This window comes from Paenibacillus plantiphilus, from assembly GCF_927798095.1.
Classification (GTDB): domain Bacteria; phylum Bacillota; class Bacilli; order Paenibacillales; family Paenibacillaceae; genus Paenibacillus_Z; species Paenibacillus_Z plantiphilus.
In genome coordinates, this window is record NZ_CAKMMF010000023.1 from 18519 (window position 1) to 35493 (window position 16975).

Consider the following 16975-nt stretch of genomic DNA (forward strand, 5'->3'; position numbering starts at 1 on the left):
CCCCCTATTTCCAATCTGATTTTCGGTTGAAATGCAGTATTGCCGCCACTACTAGCAGCATCCCCAGTCCGAAATAAAACAACCGGTTATAATAGATCCAATCCTCCTGGTTCGATATTAGACCGCTAGTGCCGCTCAATTCGTTGTACACGACAGGCAGATTCAGTAAAGCCGGGCTGAGATACATCAATACGGAATCCTGCAATGAAACCATCCAGAAAACCAATCCTGCGAATAACCCGCCCAGCGAATGCTTTCCGATTACTGTTGCAACAACTACGATCCCGGTTATCCCTATGTAAACAGGAATCGTAAACAGAAGTCCCTTCCACAGGGAGCTGCCGGCAATAGACGCCAACAGTATCGTAATTAAGCTTAGTATTCCGATAAGAAGAAGCGATGCCAGCAGCACTCTCTCTATAATGAGCTTCCATCTGGCAAATGGATACGTAATCAGTTGTCTATAGAATTTCGAGTCAAAATCAATCGAGAAGCACCATTGCAAGATGAACACATACAGGAGCAGTGCGGCTCTCTCATAGAATATACTGGATAAGAGATCGATCCTGTCAGGCAAAATTAAAGTGATGACATATGCCGCAGCCAGAAACAGCAGCAGCAGAATAATAGCAGTCAGTGAAGTGAACCACAGCTTCAGCCATAGTCTCAGCCTAATGATAAACCCGCTCATTGACTGGCTGCTCCCTCATAGGCTGTTAACGCAGCTTCCAGCTTAAATTCAGCCTTGTCTTCGAGCCCTTCATAATGCAGGAACAGATATTTAACAGCTTGTCTGAATTGTTCCTTGCCGACCTCTTCGTAATGACTCAGCTTGTCTGCTCCTTTAGGCTTTTGCTCATGCGTTGCGTATCGCCCCTCAGCAGCGTACCAATCGCCAAATTGACCATATCCCGTTTCAATCCCCGAATGATCCAGCAATACCCATATCATCGCCCTTTGCAGCACACTCACATCATCACCATAGGATCCAATTTCATTGATGAGATTAGCGACCAACCTATAGGGCATGAACGAAGCATCCACATACCCGATGTCATAGACGCTCCAAGCATAAAATTCCCGGCTAGGCATAACTCGTGTCCGATCTTGATAATCATCATCCAGAATATAGATCACTTTCGGCGCTATTGGAACCCCCAGCCAGCCTTCCATATAGCTCCAGCTTTCCTGATAAAGCTCCGTCGTTTTCCTAGCGCCGTCCAACACTTCGGGATGCCCGACGATTCTGGTCTGACCAACCGATGCTTCCTCCAGATTGCCGCCTATCAGAGATAATCCGTATTGCGTGGCGCCCTTATAGGAACCGTCCTTCGCGCGCGGTATCGTCAATGCCATTGGTATACCGATTTCTTGGCCCATAATTGTAACGTCGAATTCCGTGGGATAATCCTCTGCCAACTCCCCGTTTCTTACTTCAAACTGTACATACCTGTCGTCGCGGGCTCTTACGCTCTCAACCAAGTGACGTTCGCCAATTAGCGGATACCAGCCTGCTTCTTTAGGAAGATAGATCCGGTCAGATTCGACAAAGGCATGCTGCAGCAGACCATCGAAACGAAATTGCCCGATATTCCCCTCATAATCTAAGTTCAAATCGATTCTGGCATCGGGTTCAATGGCGTCGTGAAAGTGTATACGTATCCCATCATTATCCCGTGAACAGCTCAGCTGCACATGGCTTGAGCAGTCCGTTACCGCTAACTGATGATGTAAGGTAAGTGAAACATCGTTGATCGGTACATCGCCGTTATACGCAATGGTCAGCTGACTATCGACCTTCATCCAATTCTCAGATGGAAAATAAACATTTAATTGCGTTCGCTCCATTGCGAACGGATATTTCGGACGATCCTCTGGCATCGTGTAAAAGAGACTCTCTCCATTCGCGCCTTTCGACATATATCGTTGTCCCGTATCCATGAACTGCTCAAGCGCGCGATCATAGTGCTCATACCGGATTCCGCCAACAAGGATGGCAGGGAGCATCAGAATGATGATCAACGTCATCAGCATTCGTTTCTCAATTCTCAAGCTGCGGTGAGGACGAAACAGCAGAATCGCAGCGAACAGGATGATCACACCTAACAGGAAGACGGCCAATTGGTGGAGGAGCGCTTCATCAAACACACCATGAATCCCCCATATGCTGTCATATGGTGAAGCGATATACATGGAATCGTAAGGTGTCAACAAATTAAACCGTGGATTCACAAGGGCGAAGCCATAGCTGTTAGCCTGAGCCAGGAAAGCAATTCCGAGCAGCGCCGGAATACAGATATAGGCGATCATATTTCTAATCAGAGCAGCGAACAGAAATCCGCAAGAGATGATGAAGAAGATAGCACCCTCCATTTGAACACAAACATAAGCGAGGTTTCTGATCCACTCCTCCATTCCCATACTGCCGTTTAGAAACCAAACCCCTTGAATAAGCAGCGTCATGCTGGTGAGACAAAGACCGTACGTTTGGGCGACCAGCCATTTTCCCGCCACCCATTCCGTATTCTTCACCTTATAGGTGACCACCACATGTTCAAATTCGCTTTCATGGTCTTTGCCAGCCATATAGACAGCCAATAATCCCGCCAGCAATAAACCTATGAGCATGATCCATTGAAAGTTGTTGTAGAACTCCGCAGCAAGCTCCTCATAATGTACCGATTGATTCTCGTAAGAGAAAATAACATAGCCCCAGCAAAGCAATAGAACGACAAATGGGAGTATCAGAAATGGATTGCGATTTAACAGACGCAGTTCATTGCGATAAATGAGCCCCTGCTTGCTCATGAAGTCACCCCGTTAATGACGGCCATATACCCGTCCTCCATTGTCGGCTGCATGGCAGCGGCATGAGGTGACGGAGGTCTCCTCGCTACGACCCGAAAGATAGAATCGTTCATTTCCCTTCTGCTGGAAATAATGACATGCTCCTTCTCAATCCTGTCATAATCAGCATAGGGCACTTGGAATTCCCAGATACAATGCAGGGCTTGCTGCGCCAGATCGCCAGTCGTTCCCTGATACAGCACTTGGCCGTTATTCAAGACCGCCACCCTCTCGCAGCTGGATTCAATATCGCTAATAATGTGAGTGGACAGGATGATCGTATAATCCTTGCTCAGCCTCTCGATGACATTGCGGAATCGAATCCGTTCGGATGGATCAAGTCCCGCCGTTGGTTCATCCAGCATGATGAATTTCGGATTGCCGAGCAGCGCTTGCGCGATTCCAAGCCGTCTTGCCATGCCGCCTGAGAAGCTTTTAATTTTTTTATCGGCATGCGGCACAAGATTAACCTCTTCCAACAAACGTTCGACTTGATCGGATCTTTCCTGGCGATTCGCAATTCCCTTCAACGACCCTGCATAGTGCAGAAACTCCCTGCCCGTGAATTGCTGCGGTGCGTGGAAATGCTGAGGCAAATAACCAAGCAGACCTCGGACTTTGTCTCCTTCCTTATTCAGATCAGCGCCATATATCGTAACTTCCCCATCGTCATACGGCAGGATGGTGCTTAGAATTTTCATTAAAGTCGTCTTGCCCGCGCCATTAGGTCCAAGCAAACCGAACAAGCCAGTCCCAATTTCCAGATGAATATCCGTTAATGCTTGCGTGCTTCGATATGTTTTATGTAATCCAGCGATCGTTACCGTATTCATAGGCTTTACTCCCCTGCGATCCAATTTCTAACCTTAACACGTACAGAAGAGTGAAATTGTTACATGCAGCATCAATTTTTCATTCAGAGATAAGGAACATTTTCTATCCATATGCCGTCTATCTATATGCTGTAATTACACATAAATAGATACAAGACAGGGGAAATTTAGGCGTATGACATTAAAAACAAAGTTCATTCTATTATCCATTCTCGTAGCAATCAGCACCTCCGTATTCAGCTTCTTTGTCATCCAGCGGTATCATGCGAAGATACCCCTTATCAACCGAATGTTTGCCGATCAAACCAAGGCATCACAGCCGAAAGCGCCAGTTAATCAATACGAGGGATTGGAGCCTGAATCCATAGATCCTGATGGCGTCTATTATCAGAATCGTGTTCTCATCCTAATGTATCATGACATTAGTCCGAATCCGATCGACAGAGGGACGCTGTCTGTCGCTAATTTCGAACAGCAGCTGGAATTAATGAAGAGCAATAACTTCCATTGGATAACGATGAGTCAATACAGGGATTTTATTCTGCATGACTCCCCGATTCCGGACAATGCAGTTCTTCTTACTTTTGACGATGGCTATGAATCTCTCTATACGTATGCCTTCCCCCTGCTGAAGAAATATCAAGCGCCTGCTTCGAGCTTTCTCATTGTCAATGCAATCGACAATCCGCTGCATACAGGTGTTCCCAAGGTAACCTGGGAGCAGGTTGGGCTGATGCATAAGAACGGCATTGATTTCTTCAGTCATACGTACGACTCACACAGGTTTGCTCTCGCCGATCCTGCGAGCGATACACGAATCGCGATGCTCTCCGGGCCGATCTACTTGAAGGATGAGAATCGGCTGGAGACCGAAACAGAGTACGAGCAGCGCGTGACTGATGACCTGAAGAAGGCCAACGACATCCTGCATCAGAAGCTTGGCAGACCCAATTATGTGCTTGCCTTTCCTTATGGGGAATTCTCCAAATCACTCCCGAAAATTGGGGAGAAGCTGGGAATCGATCTCATGCTGACCGTAAGAGACGGACTTAACAAAACCGGACAAACGACCGGCTTCCGGGTGAACGCAGGCGGCATGTCGAATGACCCCGTGCTGCAGATATCGCTTATGAAGCATGCCGAGACACTGCTTGGTAGCAAACAATTCGATGACGGTTCCGAAGCCCGCCTATATACACTATCGGCCATGCTTTTCCTTATGCTCCTCGGCGTCTTCTGGTTATGGATGGGCCGGAGGCTGCTTGTGCTAAGAGCGAGAGCGGCGTAACCCACGCCATGAAAAAAACCTCCACCCCCGTTTTCTGGGGAGTGGAGGTTCATATCCGAGATTGACGTATCAGGGAACAATCCGCTGCGGATTCGGAGGGTTCTTCCGACCCTCCGCTGTGTTTGCGTGTTATATAGTGTTATATACGTTTAGATTCCAAGTTATCAATATGCTGCTTTACCTCCATCCAGTTTGAAGCACGATATACGAAATCATTCGCAACAACAGACCTGTTATAGGGCTGTTCATACAAAATAACAGGTTTGTTGACAAGAGCAAACTCCTCCGCATAGTGAGGACCATCATCAATCAACACATCAACCTTTGAATCTATACATTGTTGGAGCTTGTTTTCAATAAGCACAATATTGTGATAATTAATCTTATGACATTTAAGCCATTCAATCGTAACCTCACGAAAAAGCAATGGTCGAGCAGTAATAATTGAGATTTGATGCTGACTAAACAGCTGCTGCAATATTTCGACTGCCATCGGCAAAGGTGAAGAGTTCCAATGAATATCATGCCCGTATGTATGATAAATGGATTCTCGTTCTGCCTGATCCCACCCATATAAGCGGTATATAAAAAAGTCATTCACGTCATCGGGTGTAAACGATAAACCGGATGCCATATTGTAATAGTGCAAATGAGCCGAGGTGGCATCGAGAACTGTGTTATCCAAATCTACTGCAATATGCAATGGTCAACAACTCCCCAACAATAAGTATCATCCCTTCCTACGAACCAATTATACCATATGTTGGATTGTGATTTTCCGATCGCTGGCGCTTCTACAGGTTCATTCTTCCTGCTCCGCTCCCTTGTCCATTTCATAAGTTCGTTTCATATAGCTACCTCTTTAATGGGAGGGGCCAGCTTGAATAGAGCTGCTCAATAATTGGTTTGCATCATTTCATTTATTGCATTTGAGAGGCTTGACATTAACTCACCATGCTTTTCCTCAGACCATTGGAAGCTTGATTCTGTCCAATTGGATTCAGGATACGTCCATACTGGATTCTTTCGGTTATACTCCGGCTCCCACTCGTATCGCGGAAATAAATGAGCATGCAAAAAAGCCGCCTCATTTCCGTATATGGAATAGTTAACTCGCAGTGGATGACATACTTTCTCAATTGCCTCACCTAGCAAACTCATATCGAGCAAAAATTCAGTTCTTGCTTTTATATCAAGATCATTCAGATTCGCGACTTTCGGAGTTCTGATAAGCAAACAATAACCAGGCAAGAATTGTGTGTAGCCGAATAACGCGAAACCTGTTCTCATCCGTGCCAGCAGCGTTGGATTTTCCCCGCGTTCTGCTGATGCAATAGGATCCCTTCACAAAATTCAACTCCTTACCCTCTTATATGGACAGATCAGAGATTCCCTTCGTTACAATTCTCGCATACTCGCATAACTGAAGCGTCTATAGTAGAATGATTTCTATGCAATAATAAACATAGGAGCTCGGTCGGTTATTCCGAGAAGCTTATAAACAAGTTAGAGGTGTCCGAATGGCTATCAGCTTCACTGGTTCTATCATAGCACGGTTAAAAAAAGAAATCGCTAATACCGAAAGGGAAATGCTAGAGCGGGGAAAGAAGAAGGAAAAGGCTCTGTTTAAAATCAATCAATTGGAAAAGGATATTAAACTAAGTTTTTCACCCAGCGACCTCAGCAGCAAAATGACACGAATCAGCAAATTAAAAGCTGAAATAAGTAAAATCAACGGTTTGCAAACTACGTTATCCAAGCAGCTGGTTATGAAAAAGGCTTCACTAAAAAAATTGCTCTCCCAAGATCAGTGACCCCTGAATAGCAGCTCTAACAGCTGGAATTTCCATGACTTTTCAACGGTCGCATTTGATCCCGGAAGCCACCAGAATGACCCCGCTCCTGCATCTCAGCAGGACGGCTGACAGCCTCCGCTCTCGTTGCTCATGCACGTATCTTTAATTCATTGGCACGCTGCAGCGCTTGCACTCTATTGTTTACGGCAAGCTTTCTGTACACATTTTTAATATGAAACTTTACGGTTTCACCTGTGATGCTCAGATGATGGGCAATTTCCTTGTTCGATAGTCCGCCCGAGATCAACAGCAGAATCTTCTTTTCCTGCTCGGTTAATATGTCTTTCATTGAAGGATTATCCTCCGCCCTGATATTCAAAGCTTGAAGCAATTGCTTGACATAGGCCAGTGAAACGGGGGGATTATTACTTATTGAACTGGCCTTCTGTGCCTTCAAATAATCCGTCAGCAGTTTCGCCATCACAGTGCCTTCGTCAATAAAGCTGCGAATGTATCCCTGTGGCTCCCCCAGCTGCAAGGCGATCTCCAGCTTAAGCTGGGCCGCTTCCGTTTGACCTAAGCGCTGAAGCGTCACACTTTGCACAATTAATACTTTGATACGATCCCGAAGATGATCCTCCGCTTCCAATAAACGATACAACCGCTCCAACAGATACAGCCCTTCATCCGTCCGTTCGCAGGCTACAAGCACTTTGGCCAAAGCTAGATGCTCAGCCATACGATTCAGTGAAACCTCATCCGTATGCGTCAGACCGCATCTGTGCAGCCAATCAAGCGCAGCTTGAAGCGAGCCTTGCTGCAGAGATAGACAAGCTTGCTCCGCCTCTATTTTCATCATAAACAATTTATAGTCGGGGGAGTCAATCTGCTGCTTTAACTGTGCCAGCAGCTCTGCTGCACGCTCTGGATTCCCTTGGGCCTGCTGAATTCGCGAAGCGCTAATGCCGATATGAATTAAAATCCGCGCGAAGGGCTGTACGTCCTTGCGTCCAAGAACCTCATTTGCATAATGCTCTGCCTCGTCCAATCGATTCCACTCGTACAGCAATTTGCTGTACGATGCATACAAGTAACCGATAAAGGGATACTCTTTCTTGTTCTTCCAGGCTGTAATCCATTTCAATAGGAATGCGTCCGCTGCATGAAGATCATGGATAATCGCCAAATGATCATCAAACGAAGCATAGCCTTGATATCTGTTGCGCCCCATCGTTTGAAACAGACTTCCCTCCGGCACATGCCGTTCTACCAGCTCGAAGTATGCCGACGTTCGCTCCAAGTCTTTCTGAAGATAGGAGACTACCGAACAGAAAAAGTAAATATTGCCCATGACCTGATTCCATTCCACATCACTCAATTTCCCCTGCAGCGCTTGAAAGCGGATCTCGGCTTGTCCGACTCTACTGAAAGCCGCCTCCCATTCTCCGACACCCAGCAATACAGATATATAGAACAGCTCTATCATCGGCTTCTCCGCAAAGGAGTTTTCCGGCAAAACAGATATCCATTTCATCAACACAATACTTTTCGTTTGCACTAGCGCATGAAGATTCTTCTCTATCAACCGAACGGCATCTGCGAACTGCTTGCCCTCCAAATAATGCTCCACCGCTTTTTCATCAAACCCGTAATTCTCCATCCAATTCGCCGCCCGAATATGCACCTGCATCCATTTATCCGGATCCGTTCTGAACAATAGCGGCTGCAAGAAGTCGGAGAGCAATTGATGATACCGATACCAATTTCGATGCTCGTCCAGAGGGATGACAAACAAGTTCAGCTGATCAAGCTTTTCCAATTGCTCCTGACCGTTCATTTGACCCGTTACAGCTTCGCATAAGGAATGATTCATCTGGCTTAGAATAGAAGTTTCCAATAAAAAGGAGCGTACTTGCTCCGATTGATGATGAAATACTTCTTCCAGCAAATAGTCGGATATATGATGCTGTTGACCGCTGAATTGCTGAATGGTCTCCGCTATATTATCGCTTCGCTTCAGAGAGATCGCCGCCAGCTGCAAGCCGCTAATCCATCCCTCTGTCTGATGGAACAGCTCCGTCACTTGCTCTTTAGTCAGCAACAAATCGGTCATATCCCGAAAAAAGACAAGCCCCTCATCCAGTTGAAAACGCAAATCCTGCATAATGATTCGATGCAACTCACCTTTTGCCAGAAGTCTCGCGGTAGGTATCGCCAAATCGGTGCGGCTTGCGATATACAAATGAACATGGGAAGGAAGATGCTCCAGCAGATAGAGCATGGATTGATGGATAGCGGGAAGCTCGATGACATGATAATCATCGATAATGATCACCAGCTTGCCGGTTATCTGATTGAGCTCATTCAGGAGCGCCGGGATCACAGTCTCCAAACTCGCCGAAGGCCCCTTCGGAAGAAGCAGCTCTACTGTTTGGCCAAAACCGGGAATCCTCTCCTGTATGGAGGCTATGACATAACTCCATAACTTCGTCCAATCGTTATCCTGCTTATCTAGCGAGATCCACGCCACAAGCGCATCGCATTGCTTCGCCCATTCACTTAGCGCTGTTGTTTTCCCGTAACCGGCCTGCGCCGAAACAAGTGTTAGCTTGACGTCCATCCCTTCATTAAGCTTGCGCATTAGCCGTGGCCTGGAAACCAAAGTGCTTCGCACATGAGGGATATGAAGTTTCGCGCTGACAATCAATAGAAATCCCTCCGTATAATAAAAGTATGTGAAACAAGGCAGCAATAAAATATGGAAGGATGCTTGCTTGCCGTGAATTGCTCCTATCTGCAAAATGTACTGCAAAAACTACATCAAATTCCCTCCTAACCAGAGTAAACAAAACTTTTCGGGTTCGTTACTGTAGTTTTGCAGGCTCTTGAAAAAACAAACCCTCGTAGAATCCACTTCGGCTATCACAATAGGCTGTTCCGATATTGGGCAGCGCTCCATTTTTGTCTATGCTATATTCCACTAGAATGGAATCATTTCTTCTTATTCAATTTGGCTGCCGCTTGTTCGATATTCTCAGCAGCTCTAAATTTGACGATTCTGCTTATTAATTCATAAGGCAGCGGCTTCTCCAGCGGGAATTGTACGGACCCTTTTGCCCCTTTATAGACCGATAATTCTTGTTTGAATGCAGCAATCCCACTTGGAGCCGGATAAAATCCGATATGTTTTTTGTAGGCGGCAAAATGCACTAAATTTCCATGCAGCACAAAGGTAGGCATCTGATAGTTTATCCTCTCCTGTGCATCTGGCGCCGCCTCTTTGATTACTTTTCTTAACGTTTCAAGCCTCTCCTGAACCTCAGGAGGAAATAATGAGATATAGTCATCAATTGATTCAAAATTGTTTCCATCCATGAATGATTTCTCCCTTCAAGAAAAACCCCTCTATGCTGTCAGCTATAAAGGGGCAATTACATAAGGCGACACGATTTCACTACAAATTCTAGCGCTGCTTCGTTAAAGCTACGTTTCCGTAATAGGGGTAGTAATCTACGCTTAATCCCAACTCCTGGGACAAAAACCGCAGCGGCACATACACCGTCCCATCCCTGTTCACTGGCGCTGCATCCAGTTGGACCGGCTTCCCGTTCACTGCCGCAGCCTTGGCATCTACCGTCAGCTTGATCTGCTTGTTCAAGCTCTTCACAGTAATCCCCTTCCCCTTCGAATCCCAGCTTACTTCTGCATCTAATTGCTCGGAGATGAAACGAATCGGCACCATCGTCCGCCCCGCTTCAACAAAGGCAGGAATAGCCAGCTCTTCATATTGACCATTAGCATACACTCTGCTCCCGTACAGAAATAATACGATATTCGGAAACGGCTTGTAGGCCTCGTATTCGAACGTTCCGCCAGCCTGCAATATCCGGTCACGAAGCGCTGCTGCTTCCGGTTCGCCATCTACTGGAATGACGTTTCTGAGTATTGTCAGATAGGTTAATTCATCCAATGCGGCCAAGCTGCGCAGGGAGCCTATATTATTATTTTGCAGCTCCAGACGCTTCAGCTTCTTCATATTCGCAATGGGTGCGATATCACTCACCTTGTTATTATTAAGCGTAAGAAGCTCTAACTCGTGAAGCGATGACAATGGAGCAAGGTCGCGGATGTCATTATTGTCAAGATTGAGCTTCTTCAAGCTCGTTAGCGGAGCCAACGGCTTCAAGCTGCTGATTCGACTGTCATAGAGCGACAGAGTCTCTAGCTTCGTCAAGCCGGAGAGGGGCTGCAGATCATCAATTTGACCACGCTCTACACTTAGCTCACGAAGATTGACAAGCGACTTTACGAAATCCAGCTTCTTGATATTGTTTTCTTGAATATATAACATTTCAAGATCCGTCAATTGTCCAATCAGACTGTAGTCTTGAATATAATTACCGCGCAGTACAAGGCGCTTCAGCTTCGTCAGACCGCGTAGAAAATCAATATTGTCTGCCCCTTTTCTGACAAGATCCAGCTCTTCGAGGTTGGTCAAATTCCCAATCGTCGCAAGATCAAGCTTGCGCTCCTCTGCTGAATATAGATTAAGCGAGCGCAGCTTCGGCAGTGATGGCAGCATCTCAATCCCTTTCACTGGTGTGTCAACTAGCGTAAGCTTCTCCAACTGGACATGTCCACGAAGCGGCTCCAAATTATCGACCTTCGTTTCCGACAGATCAAGCTCTTTAAGCGCGCTCAGCTTCGCGAGCGGCTTAATATCCCGAACAGGATTTCCCCATAGAATGATCGTATGAAGCTTGGCCAGACCAGCCAATGGCTCTACATTGTCAACCTTATGATAATAGCGCAGATCAAGCACCTGCAAATTGGTCAGCTGCTGTATCCCCGTCAGATCCGTAATCATCGAATCCTCTGTCCTAGTCTCTCCGCCAAAGGTTTCGTAGGTCATAACTAATTCCGTAATGCCCTGCACATCCTGCTGGCGCAGCACTCCCTTATCGATCCCCGTCAGCAAACGAACAGCTCGTTCCAATGCTTTGTCCGGGAATTTCACCACAGCATTATCAACGGATTCCGCTGCCGCTCCCACTGTCCCCATACTGCAAAATAATAAAACCATCGCCACCATCAGCTTCACAGTCCTGCTCCTTGCTGCTGCCTGTCCCATCATCTCTTACTCCTCCTCTATCTTTCCTCGCATGCCTATAATCTCTATAGACGATACAATTGTGCAAAGGTTACGGAGGTTCAGAGGTTCAGAGGTTCAACCATTCTCGGAAAGCGCTCTTTGTACAGTTTTGTGAAGTCTATCCTGCTGAACGGGCTTCACGATGTAATCGTAAGCATAAACCTCGAATGCAGCCGATGAATATTCTTTATAGGAAGTAACAAATACAAGCTTTATTCGTCTACCGTCCCCTCTTAAACGACTGGCAAACGCAAGACCATTTTCTCCCGGCATTCTAATATCTAGAAATATCAAATCCACATCATTATGATTCGTCAAATAAGAAAAGGCAGATGCAGTTTCTTGGAAGCTTCCCACGATTTCGATCTGATCCACCTTAGCGAGCATTCGTCTCATAATTAAATGCATGGCCTTCTCGTCATCGATAATAACGACCTTCAACTACATACCTCCTCAATTGCTGCAACAACTTGCCTTATGTATTCACTATTGAGCGAAGATCTCCTCCACTAGCCAGAATGCACAAAGGCAGGTTATAGATCGACCGCTGTTATCCCAAAGACAAGTATATATCATCCTAATGACGGCAAAATGACAAACTTCGACAGCAAAAAGAGCCCCTATCTGCCGGGCTCTCCGCATTTACCTTTACCTATTTTACGAATCCAGCCTCTAAGCAGCATCTCCGTTACTATTCCTTGCCGCAACACGGTTTTTTCCGTCTTACGGCGACAACCGAAGTCGATTCTACGGTGCGTTGTCATCTGTAAGACGGTTTTCCAGGCTTACGGTGAATCTCGCTCCACTTTTCCGTGTTGTAACACGGTTTTTCAGCCTTACAGCGGCAATAGAAGTGGATTTCACAGCACATTGTCATCTGTAAGCTGATTCTTCATGCTTACAGCGCACCTCGCTCCACTTTTCCGTGCTGTAACACGGTTTTTCAGCCTTACAGCGATAGTAGAAGCGGGTTTGTATTCTCTATCAAGAAAGTAGACACGATTGTATGCGGACTGAGGTTGCTCGTAGTACCTTTTGCTCACATTGATGCGGGGGTAGGCAGATAATCAACGAATGGATACTAATGCGAATGCGACTATACTCCAACTCCATGTACTCGTAAATAAATCGCATCATCATACCCCTGTTTGCGGGTTATGTTATGATTCCAGCATCGACATCAGATCATGATACAGAGCGGTTACTTCATGGGATGGACTTATTCCGAGCTCTTTATCCAGCAATTCCGTGAATTGGATATATTGTCGGTTCAATGACTCTTTGTTCTTCATTAATGCCAAGGCCCTCATATGCAGCTTAATCGTTCCTTCATCCAGCTCATTATGAACGGTTAGCTTCATCAATAGCCGAACTGCAGTTTGCGCGTCGCCTCTGACTAGTAAAGCATCGCATAACCGCTGGGTAAAAGATGTGTACATGAGCGACAGTCGCTGCACCTCGCTCCGTGCCCAAGAGAATTCACGATCCCCGAATAAATCGCCTGTGTACAGCTGTTCAAGCTCAAGCGCCCCTTCAATATGGGCATCATCGATTACAGCCATCTGTTTGCAGCCTTCTTCAAAGCTAATGCTATCCACACGTACTTGGTTAAGATCCAGCGCATAATGATTGCTGTCGGAATACAGACTCCCCTTAAGTCCGTAGTTGTTCAATAATTTACGCAGCTGATAGACTGTGGTGTTCAAATAAATTTCGCCGTTCCTGAGCGGTATCTCGCCAAACATATCATCAATGATTTTTGCTCTCGATACAAGCCTTCCCCTATGCATGACCAAATAACCGAAGAGCTCCGCACTCTTGCTCGTCTTCCACTTGACTAACTCATTCTGAACACTCCGCATCTCCATACTGCCAAGACAATTAAACATAACGCGAATAGAAGGGGAGGCATCCTCCGCCGGTATGGCTTCTGATTTCATTCCAGAAAGCGCCCTTTGAACGGTCTGATAGAGCCTCTCTTCATTAATGGGCTTCACAATGTAATCAAAAGCGTAAACATCAAAGGCAAGCAATGAATATTCGGTATGGGAGGTAACGAACACAATCTTCATTTGTTTGCCGCTCTCTCTTAATCGCCCGGCAAACTCAAGGCCGCTTTCTCGCGGCATATTAATATCCATAAAAATCAAATCCACATCATAGCTCATCAAATACGAGTAGGCCGTCCTCGTCTCCTTGAAGCTTCCCACAATCTCGACCTCAGCAATCTTGCCCAGCATTCGCTTCATAATTAAATGCATGGCCTTCTCATCATCAATAATAGCAACCTTCATACAATCTCCTTCCTTCCAAGCTCATGCCGAGATGGAGCGGAAGCCTTGGGGGGAGCGGGAAGCGAGAAGTAGAAGGTGCTTCCTTGCTCAAGCGTACTGTCGAACCAAATTTCTCCGCCATTCAACCGCACAAATTCCCTGCAGAGAGTAAGCCCCAGTCCGACGCCTCGCTCTCCAGCTGTGCCCAATGATGAGGCCGGATAGGATTCCTGCAATAAGGAATCAGCTTGATCGGCCGGTATGCCTGATCCTGTATCGCTTACAGAGACGATGATTTTGCCATCCGCATGCTCCGCTTTTAACGTAATGCTCCCCCCATACTCCGTAAATTTAATCGCATTGGAGAGCAGATTGCGAATGATTAAATCCAGCATTTCTTTATCTGCAAATACATAGAGGCCGTCCGAAATCTCGGATAGGATCGTAATATTCTTACCCACACTCCGCACCTGCATCAATCGTATATTCGTCTGAACCGTGTGGGCTAAATCCCGTATAACCGGATGAAACACCATGCCGCCCCTCTGACTTTGAAACCATTCCAGCAAGCTTTCGACGAGTGTGAATGTATTCTGAATTTGCTGCCCCATTTCATCGACGATTTCAGCATGGCTCCCGCCACAAGTCTGCATCTCCTCTTCCATCAGCTCCATCAGGTTGATGAGCACAGCAAGAGGATCGCGAATATCATGGGCGACCACGTTAAACATTTTATCCTTGAAGGCATTCAGCTCTGCCAGCTGTCTTGCACTATGGAGCAATCTTTCCTCGTAATGCACCGTTTCCGTTATATCGCTTAACAGCAGCATCCTGCCAACCGGCTTGAGCTTCTTGTCACTAATTGTCGTCATATGAGCATGATAGAATCGATCCTCACCATGCCTTGAAATTTGCACTTTATTATTCAACGCGGGATCTTTCGTTATGATCTCCAGTAAAGTGGGATACAGGGAGAATAGCTCGGCCGCAGACTGCCCTATTGCCCCCTTATCATTCAAACCGTCAATAAGCCGGCTTGCCGATTGGTTGTAGCCTGTTATACAGTTGTCGAGATCAACTACTATGACGGCATCCTGCATCGATTCGAACACCTTCTGCAGAGCTAGAGGAGCTAATCTCAGCATATTGAACTGATAGATTCCCCACATGTAGAATACGCCTGAGAAAATAAATCCGAACGGTGAAATGTCGATAGGCACATGCAGGATACCACTCAAATAAATAATCGGAAACCCAAAAGGACCGAGGGAACCAATCATCATGAAGGCGACTTGTTTCTTCATTCGAGGCATCGCTTTTCGATACATCTGGATCATTAAACCCATGCCAATTGCAAAGAAGAAGTAGGAATAACCAAGATGGAGCGCGTATAAGGGACCTTTAACCAAATGAACCAACGGGAATCCCGCTGACGAATCAATGGACATGCTGCTGTAAAATAAATGATGCCACTCGTTCGTATAATGAGCCACAAAGGTAACCATTGGCACAAGCATCAGCAAAGCAATAAACGGTTTTCTGATTAGCGCTTGTCGTCCGGTATATTGCAGCACCATAATAATCCATATCGTCGAGCCGAATGGGATGCCGATATATTCAACTCTAAGCCAGAAACGGATATCTTCCAGCGTGGAGCTTGTAATTTCAAAGGCATAGCCGAAGGTGTAGAAAGCACCGGCCAACATGCCTAATCCATAACTGATTGAAATGGGCAGTTCCCTTCTTTTCCAAGAGAGATAACACAGGATGAGCGAGCAGCAGGTGGCCGCCATTAGTAGAGCCGATAAATACAGATTGTAGGTCATGATGCCAGCTCCGTTCAGAATGAATAATTCAATTCAAAACACCATCTCTATATTACCAGAAAATAGCTAGATAAACTTATTAATTAATTGGGGTTTATTGCAAAAATAAAACGCAGCCCCCAATTGATGAGGGCTGCTTCGTTTCTTCTACTTCAAATATCCATGTCTGATATTGGAGCGCTTATTTGAAATCGAACCGTTGCTGCTCCAGCATTTTTCTTACTTGCGGGTAATAGATTCGGTTGTATGTGGACGAGACGGTTTGCGACCAGTTCCTTGTTTCCTTCCCATTCGTACGCTTCTCCATATAGGCTGAAACCTCATCGTCATATTGATTAATCAAGCCTTCAAGCTCCGTATTATACTTTTCCTTGTGCCAAACAGCCTCTTGAGGAAGACGATGCTTCTTAGCGGACGCATCCGCCGGATGACCGACCACGAGACCGCTAACCGGGAAAACATACTCGGGCAGCCCAAGCAGCTCAATGAGCGCAAGAGGCTCTCTTCTGGCTCCCCCGATCGGTACGATCCCGAGCCCTAACGATTCAGCTGTGGCAATCGCATTTCCCATAGCCAAGCCTACATCTGTGGAGCCCACGATAATGGACTCCAATCCGTCCGTAATGACCAGTTGCTCGCCGTTAAGCTCTGCGGCAATTTTAGCTCGGTAAAAGTCTGCGCAGAATAGCAAAAATACGGGAGCCTGAGCGATCCAGGACTGATTACCGGAAAGCTCAGCAATTTTCGATTTCGTTTCCGCATTTTGAATGCTGATTACGGTGACCTGCTGTCCATTAATGGACGAAGGCGCCGCTTGCACGGATTCAATAATCATAGTCAAATCCTGATCGCTTACTGGTTGATCCGTATAGCTTCGGATAGAGCGGTGGTTAATCAGCGTATGATACACATCATTCATTCTAAGTTAACTCCTTAATTTGAAATTCCATTCTTGTTACG

The 16975-nt window shown here is 46.2% G+C and carries 14 protein-coding genes; 2 read left to right on the plus strand and 12 right to left on the minus strand.

The features are described 5' to 3' along the window. Positions 1–4: 4 nt before the first annotated feature. From L6H65_RS18625 to L6H65_RS18635, 3 genes are read right to left on the minus strand one after another with little or no spacing between them, the layout of a single operon-like run. A complete protein-coding gene (locus L6H65_RS18625; RefSeq protein ID WP_236344162.1) occupies positions 5–691 on the minus strand; it encodes a hypothetical protein in 687 nt (228 codons plus the stop codon). After that, a complete protein-coding gene (locus tag L6H65_RS18630; protein WP_236344163.1) occupies positions 688–2808 on the minus strand; it encodes an ABC transporter permease in 2121 nt (706 codons plus the stop codon). The genes L6H65_RS18625 and L6H65_RS18630 overlap by 4 nt, the downstream gene beginning before the upstream one ends. Then, positions 2805–3680, minus strand: coding sequence for an ABC transporter ATP-binding protein (locus tag L6H65_RS18635; RefSeq protein ID WP_236344164.1), 876 nt, complete (start codon positions 3678–3680; stop codon positions 2805–2807). Before L6H65_RS18635 ends, L6H65_RS18630 begins: the two co-directional genes overlap by 4 nt. 175 nt (positions 3681–3855) lie before the next feature. Here L6H65_RS18635 and L6H65_RS18640 point away from each other — a divergent pair, with 175 nt between their 5' ends. Then, on the plus strand, positions 3856–4968 hold the full coding sequence (locus L6H65_RS18640; RefSeq protein WP_236344165.1) for a polysaccharide deacetylase family protein: 1113 nt from the start codon (positions 3856–3858) through the stop codon (positions 4966–4968). 139 nt (positions 4969–5107) lie between these two features. On the opposite strand, the gene L6H65_RS18645 is transcribed toward L6H65_RS18640, so the two are convergent. Both L6H65_RS18645 and L6H65_RS26815 read right to left on the minus strand, forming a co-directional pair. Further along, the gene (locus L6H65_RS18645; RefSeq protein WP_236344166.1) at positions 5108–5671 is read right to left on the minus strand and encodes a 5' nucleotidase, NT5C type; all 564 of its coding nucleotides are present in this window, start codon (positions 5669–5671) and stop codon (positions 5108–5110) included. A 191-nt stretch (positions 5672–5862) separates the two neighbouring features. Next, entirely contained in the window at positions 5863–6258 is a 396-nt protein-coding gene (locus L6H65_RS26815) for an HIT family protein (protein WP_371877726.1), read from the minus strand. A 230-nt stretch (positions 6259–6488) separates the two neighbouring features. On the opposite strand from L6H65_RS26815, the gene L6H65_RS18650 reads away from it, so the two are divergent. Further along, positions 6489–6782, plus strand: a complete 294-nt coding sequence (locus L6H65_RS18650) for a hypothetical protein (protein ID WP_236344167.1) — start codon at positions 6489–6491, stop codon at positions 6780–6782. A 130-nt stretch (positions 6783–6912) separates the two neighbouring features. Here the strand turns inward: L6H65_RS18650 and L6H65_RS18655 are convergent, their stop codons facing one another. From L6H65_RS18655 to L6H65_RS18685, 7 genes are all read right to left on the minus strand, one after another. Next, the gene (locus L6H65_RS18655) at positions 6913–9405 is read right to left on the minus strand and encodes a winged helix-turn-helix domain-containing protein (protein WP_236344168.1); all 2493 of its coding nucleotides are present in this window, start codon (positions 9403–9405) and stop codon (positions 6913–6915) included. Between the two features lie 350 nt (positions 9406–9755). Then, positions 9756–10139, minus strand: a complete 384-nt coding sequence (locus L6H65_RS18660) for an iron chaperone (RefSeq protein WP_236344169.1) — start codon at positions 10137–10139, stop codon at positions 9756–9758. A gap of 88 nt (positions 10140–10227) precedes the next feature. Then, positions 10228–11898 carry a leucine-rich repeat domain-containing protein gene (locus L6H65_RS18665; protein ID WP_236344170.1) on the minus strand — a complete coding sequence of 557 codons (1671 nt, stop codon included), beginning with the start codon at positions 11896–11898 and terminating at the stop codon, positions 10228–10230. Between the two features lie 93 nt (positions 11899–11991). Beyond that, complete coding sequence (locus L6H65_RS18670) at positions 11992–12357, minus strand: LytR/AlgR family response regulator transcription factor (protein ID WP_236344171.1); 366 nt, start codon at positions 12355–12357, stop codon at positions 11992–11994. Positions 12358–13076: 719 nt separating this feature from the next. Next, the gene (locus L6H65_RS18675; RefSeq protein WP_236344172.1) at positions 13077–14210 is read right to left on the minus strand and encodes a response regulator; all 1134 of its coding nucleotides are present in this window, start codon (positions 14208–14210) and stop codon (positions 13077–13079) included. Then, positions 14207–16015 carry a sensor histidine kinase gene (locus L6H65_RS18680; RefSeq protein WP_236344173.1) on the minus strand — a complete coding sequence of 603 codons (1809 nt, stop codon included), beginning with the start codon at positions 16013–16015 and terminating at the stop codon, positions 14207–14209. Before L6H65_RS18680 ends, L6H65_RS18675 begins: the two co-directional genes overlap by 4 nt. Before the next feature lie 181 nt (positions 16016–16196). Beyond that, positions 16197–16934, minus strand: coding sequence for an NADPH-dependent oxidoreductase (locus tag L6H65_RS18685; RefSeq protein WP_236344174.1), 738 nt, complete (start codon positions 16932–16934; stop codon positions 16197–16199). Positions 16935–16975: the final 41 nt, after the last annotated feature.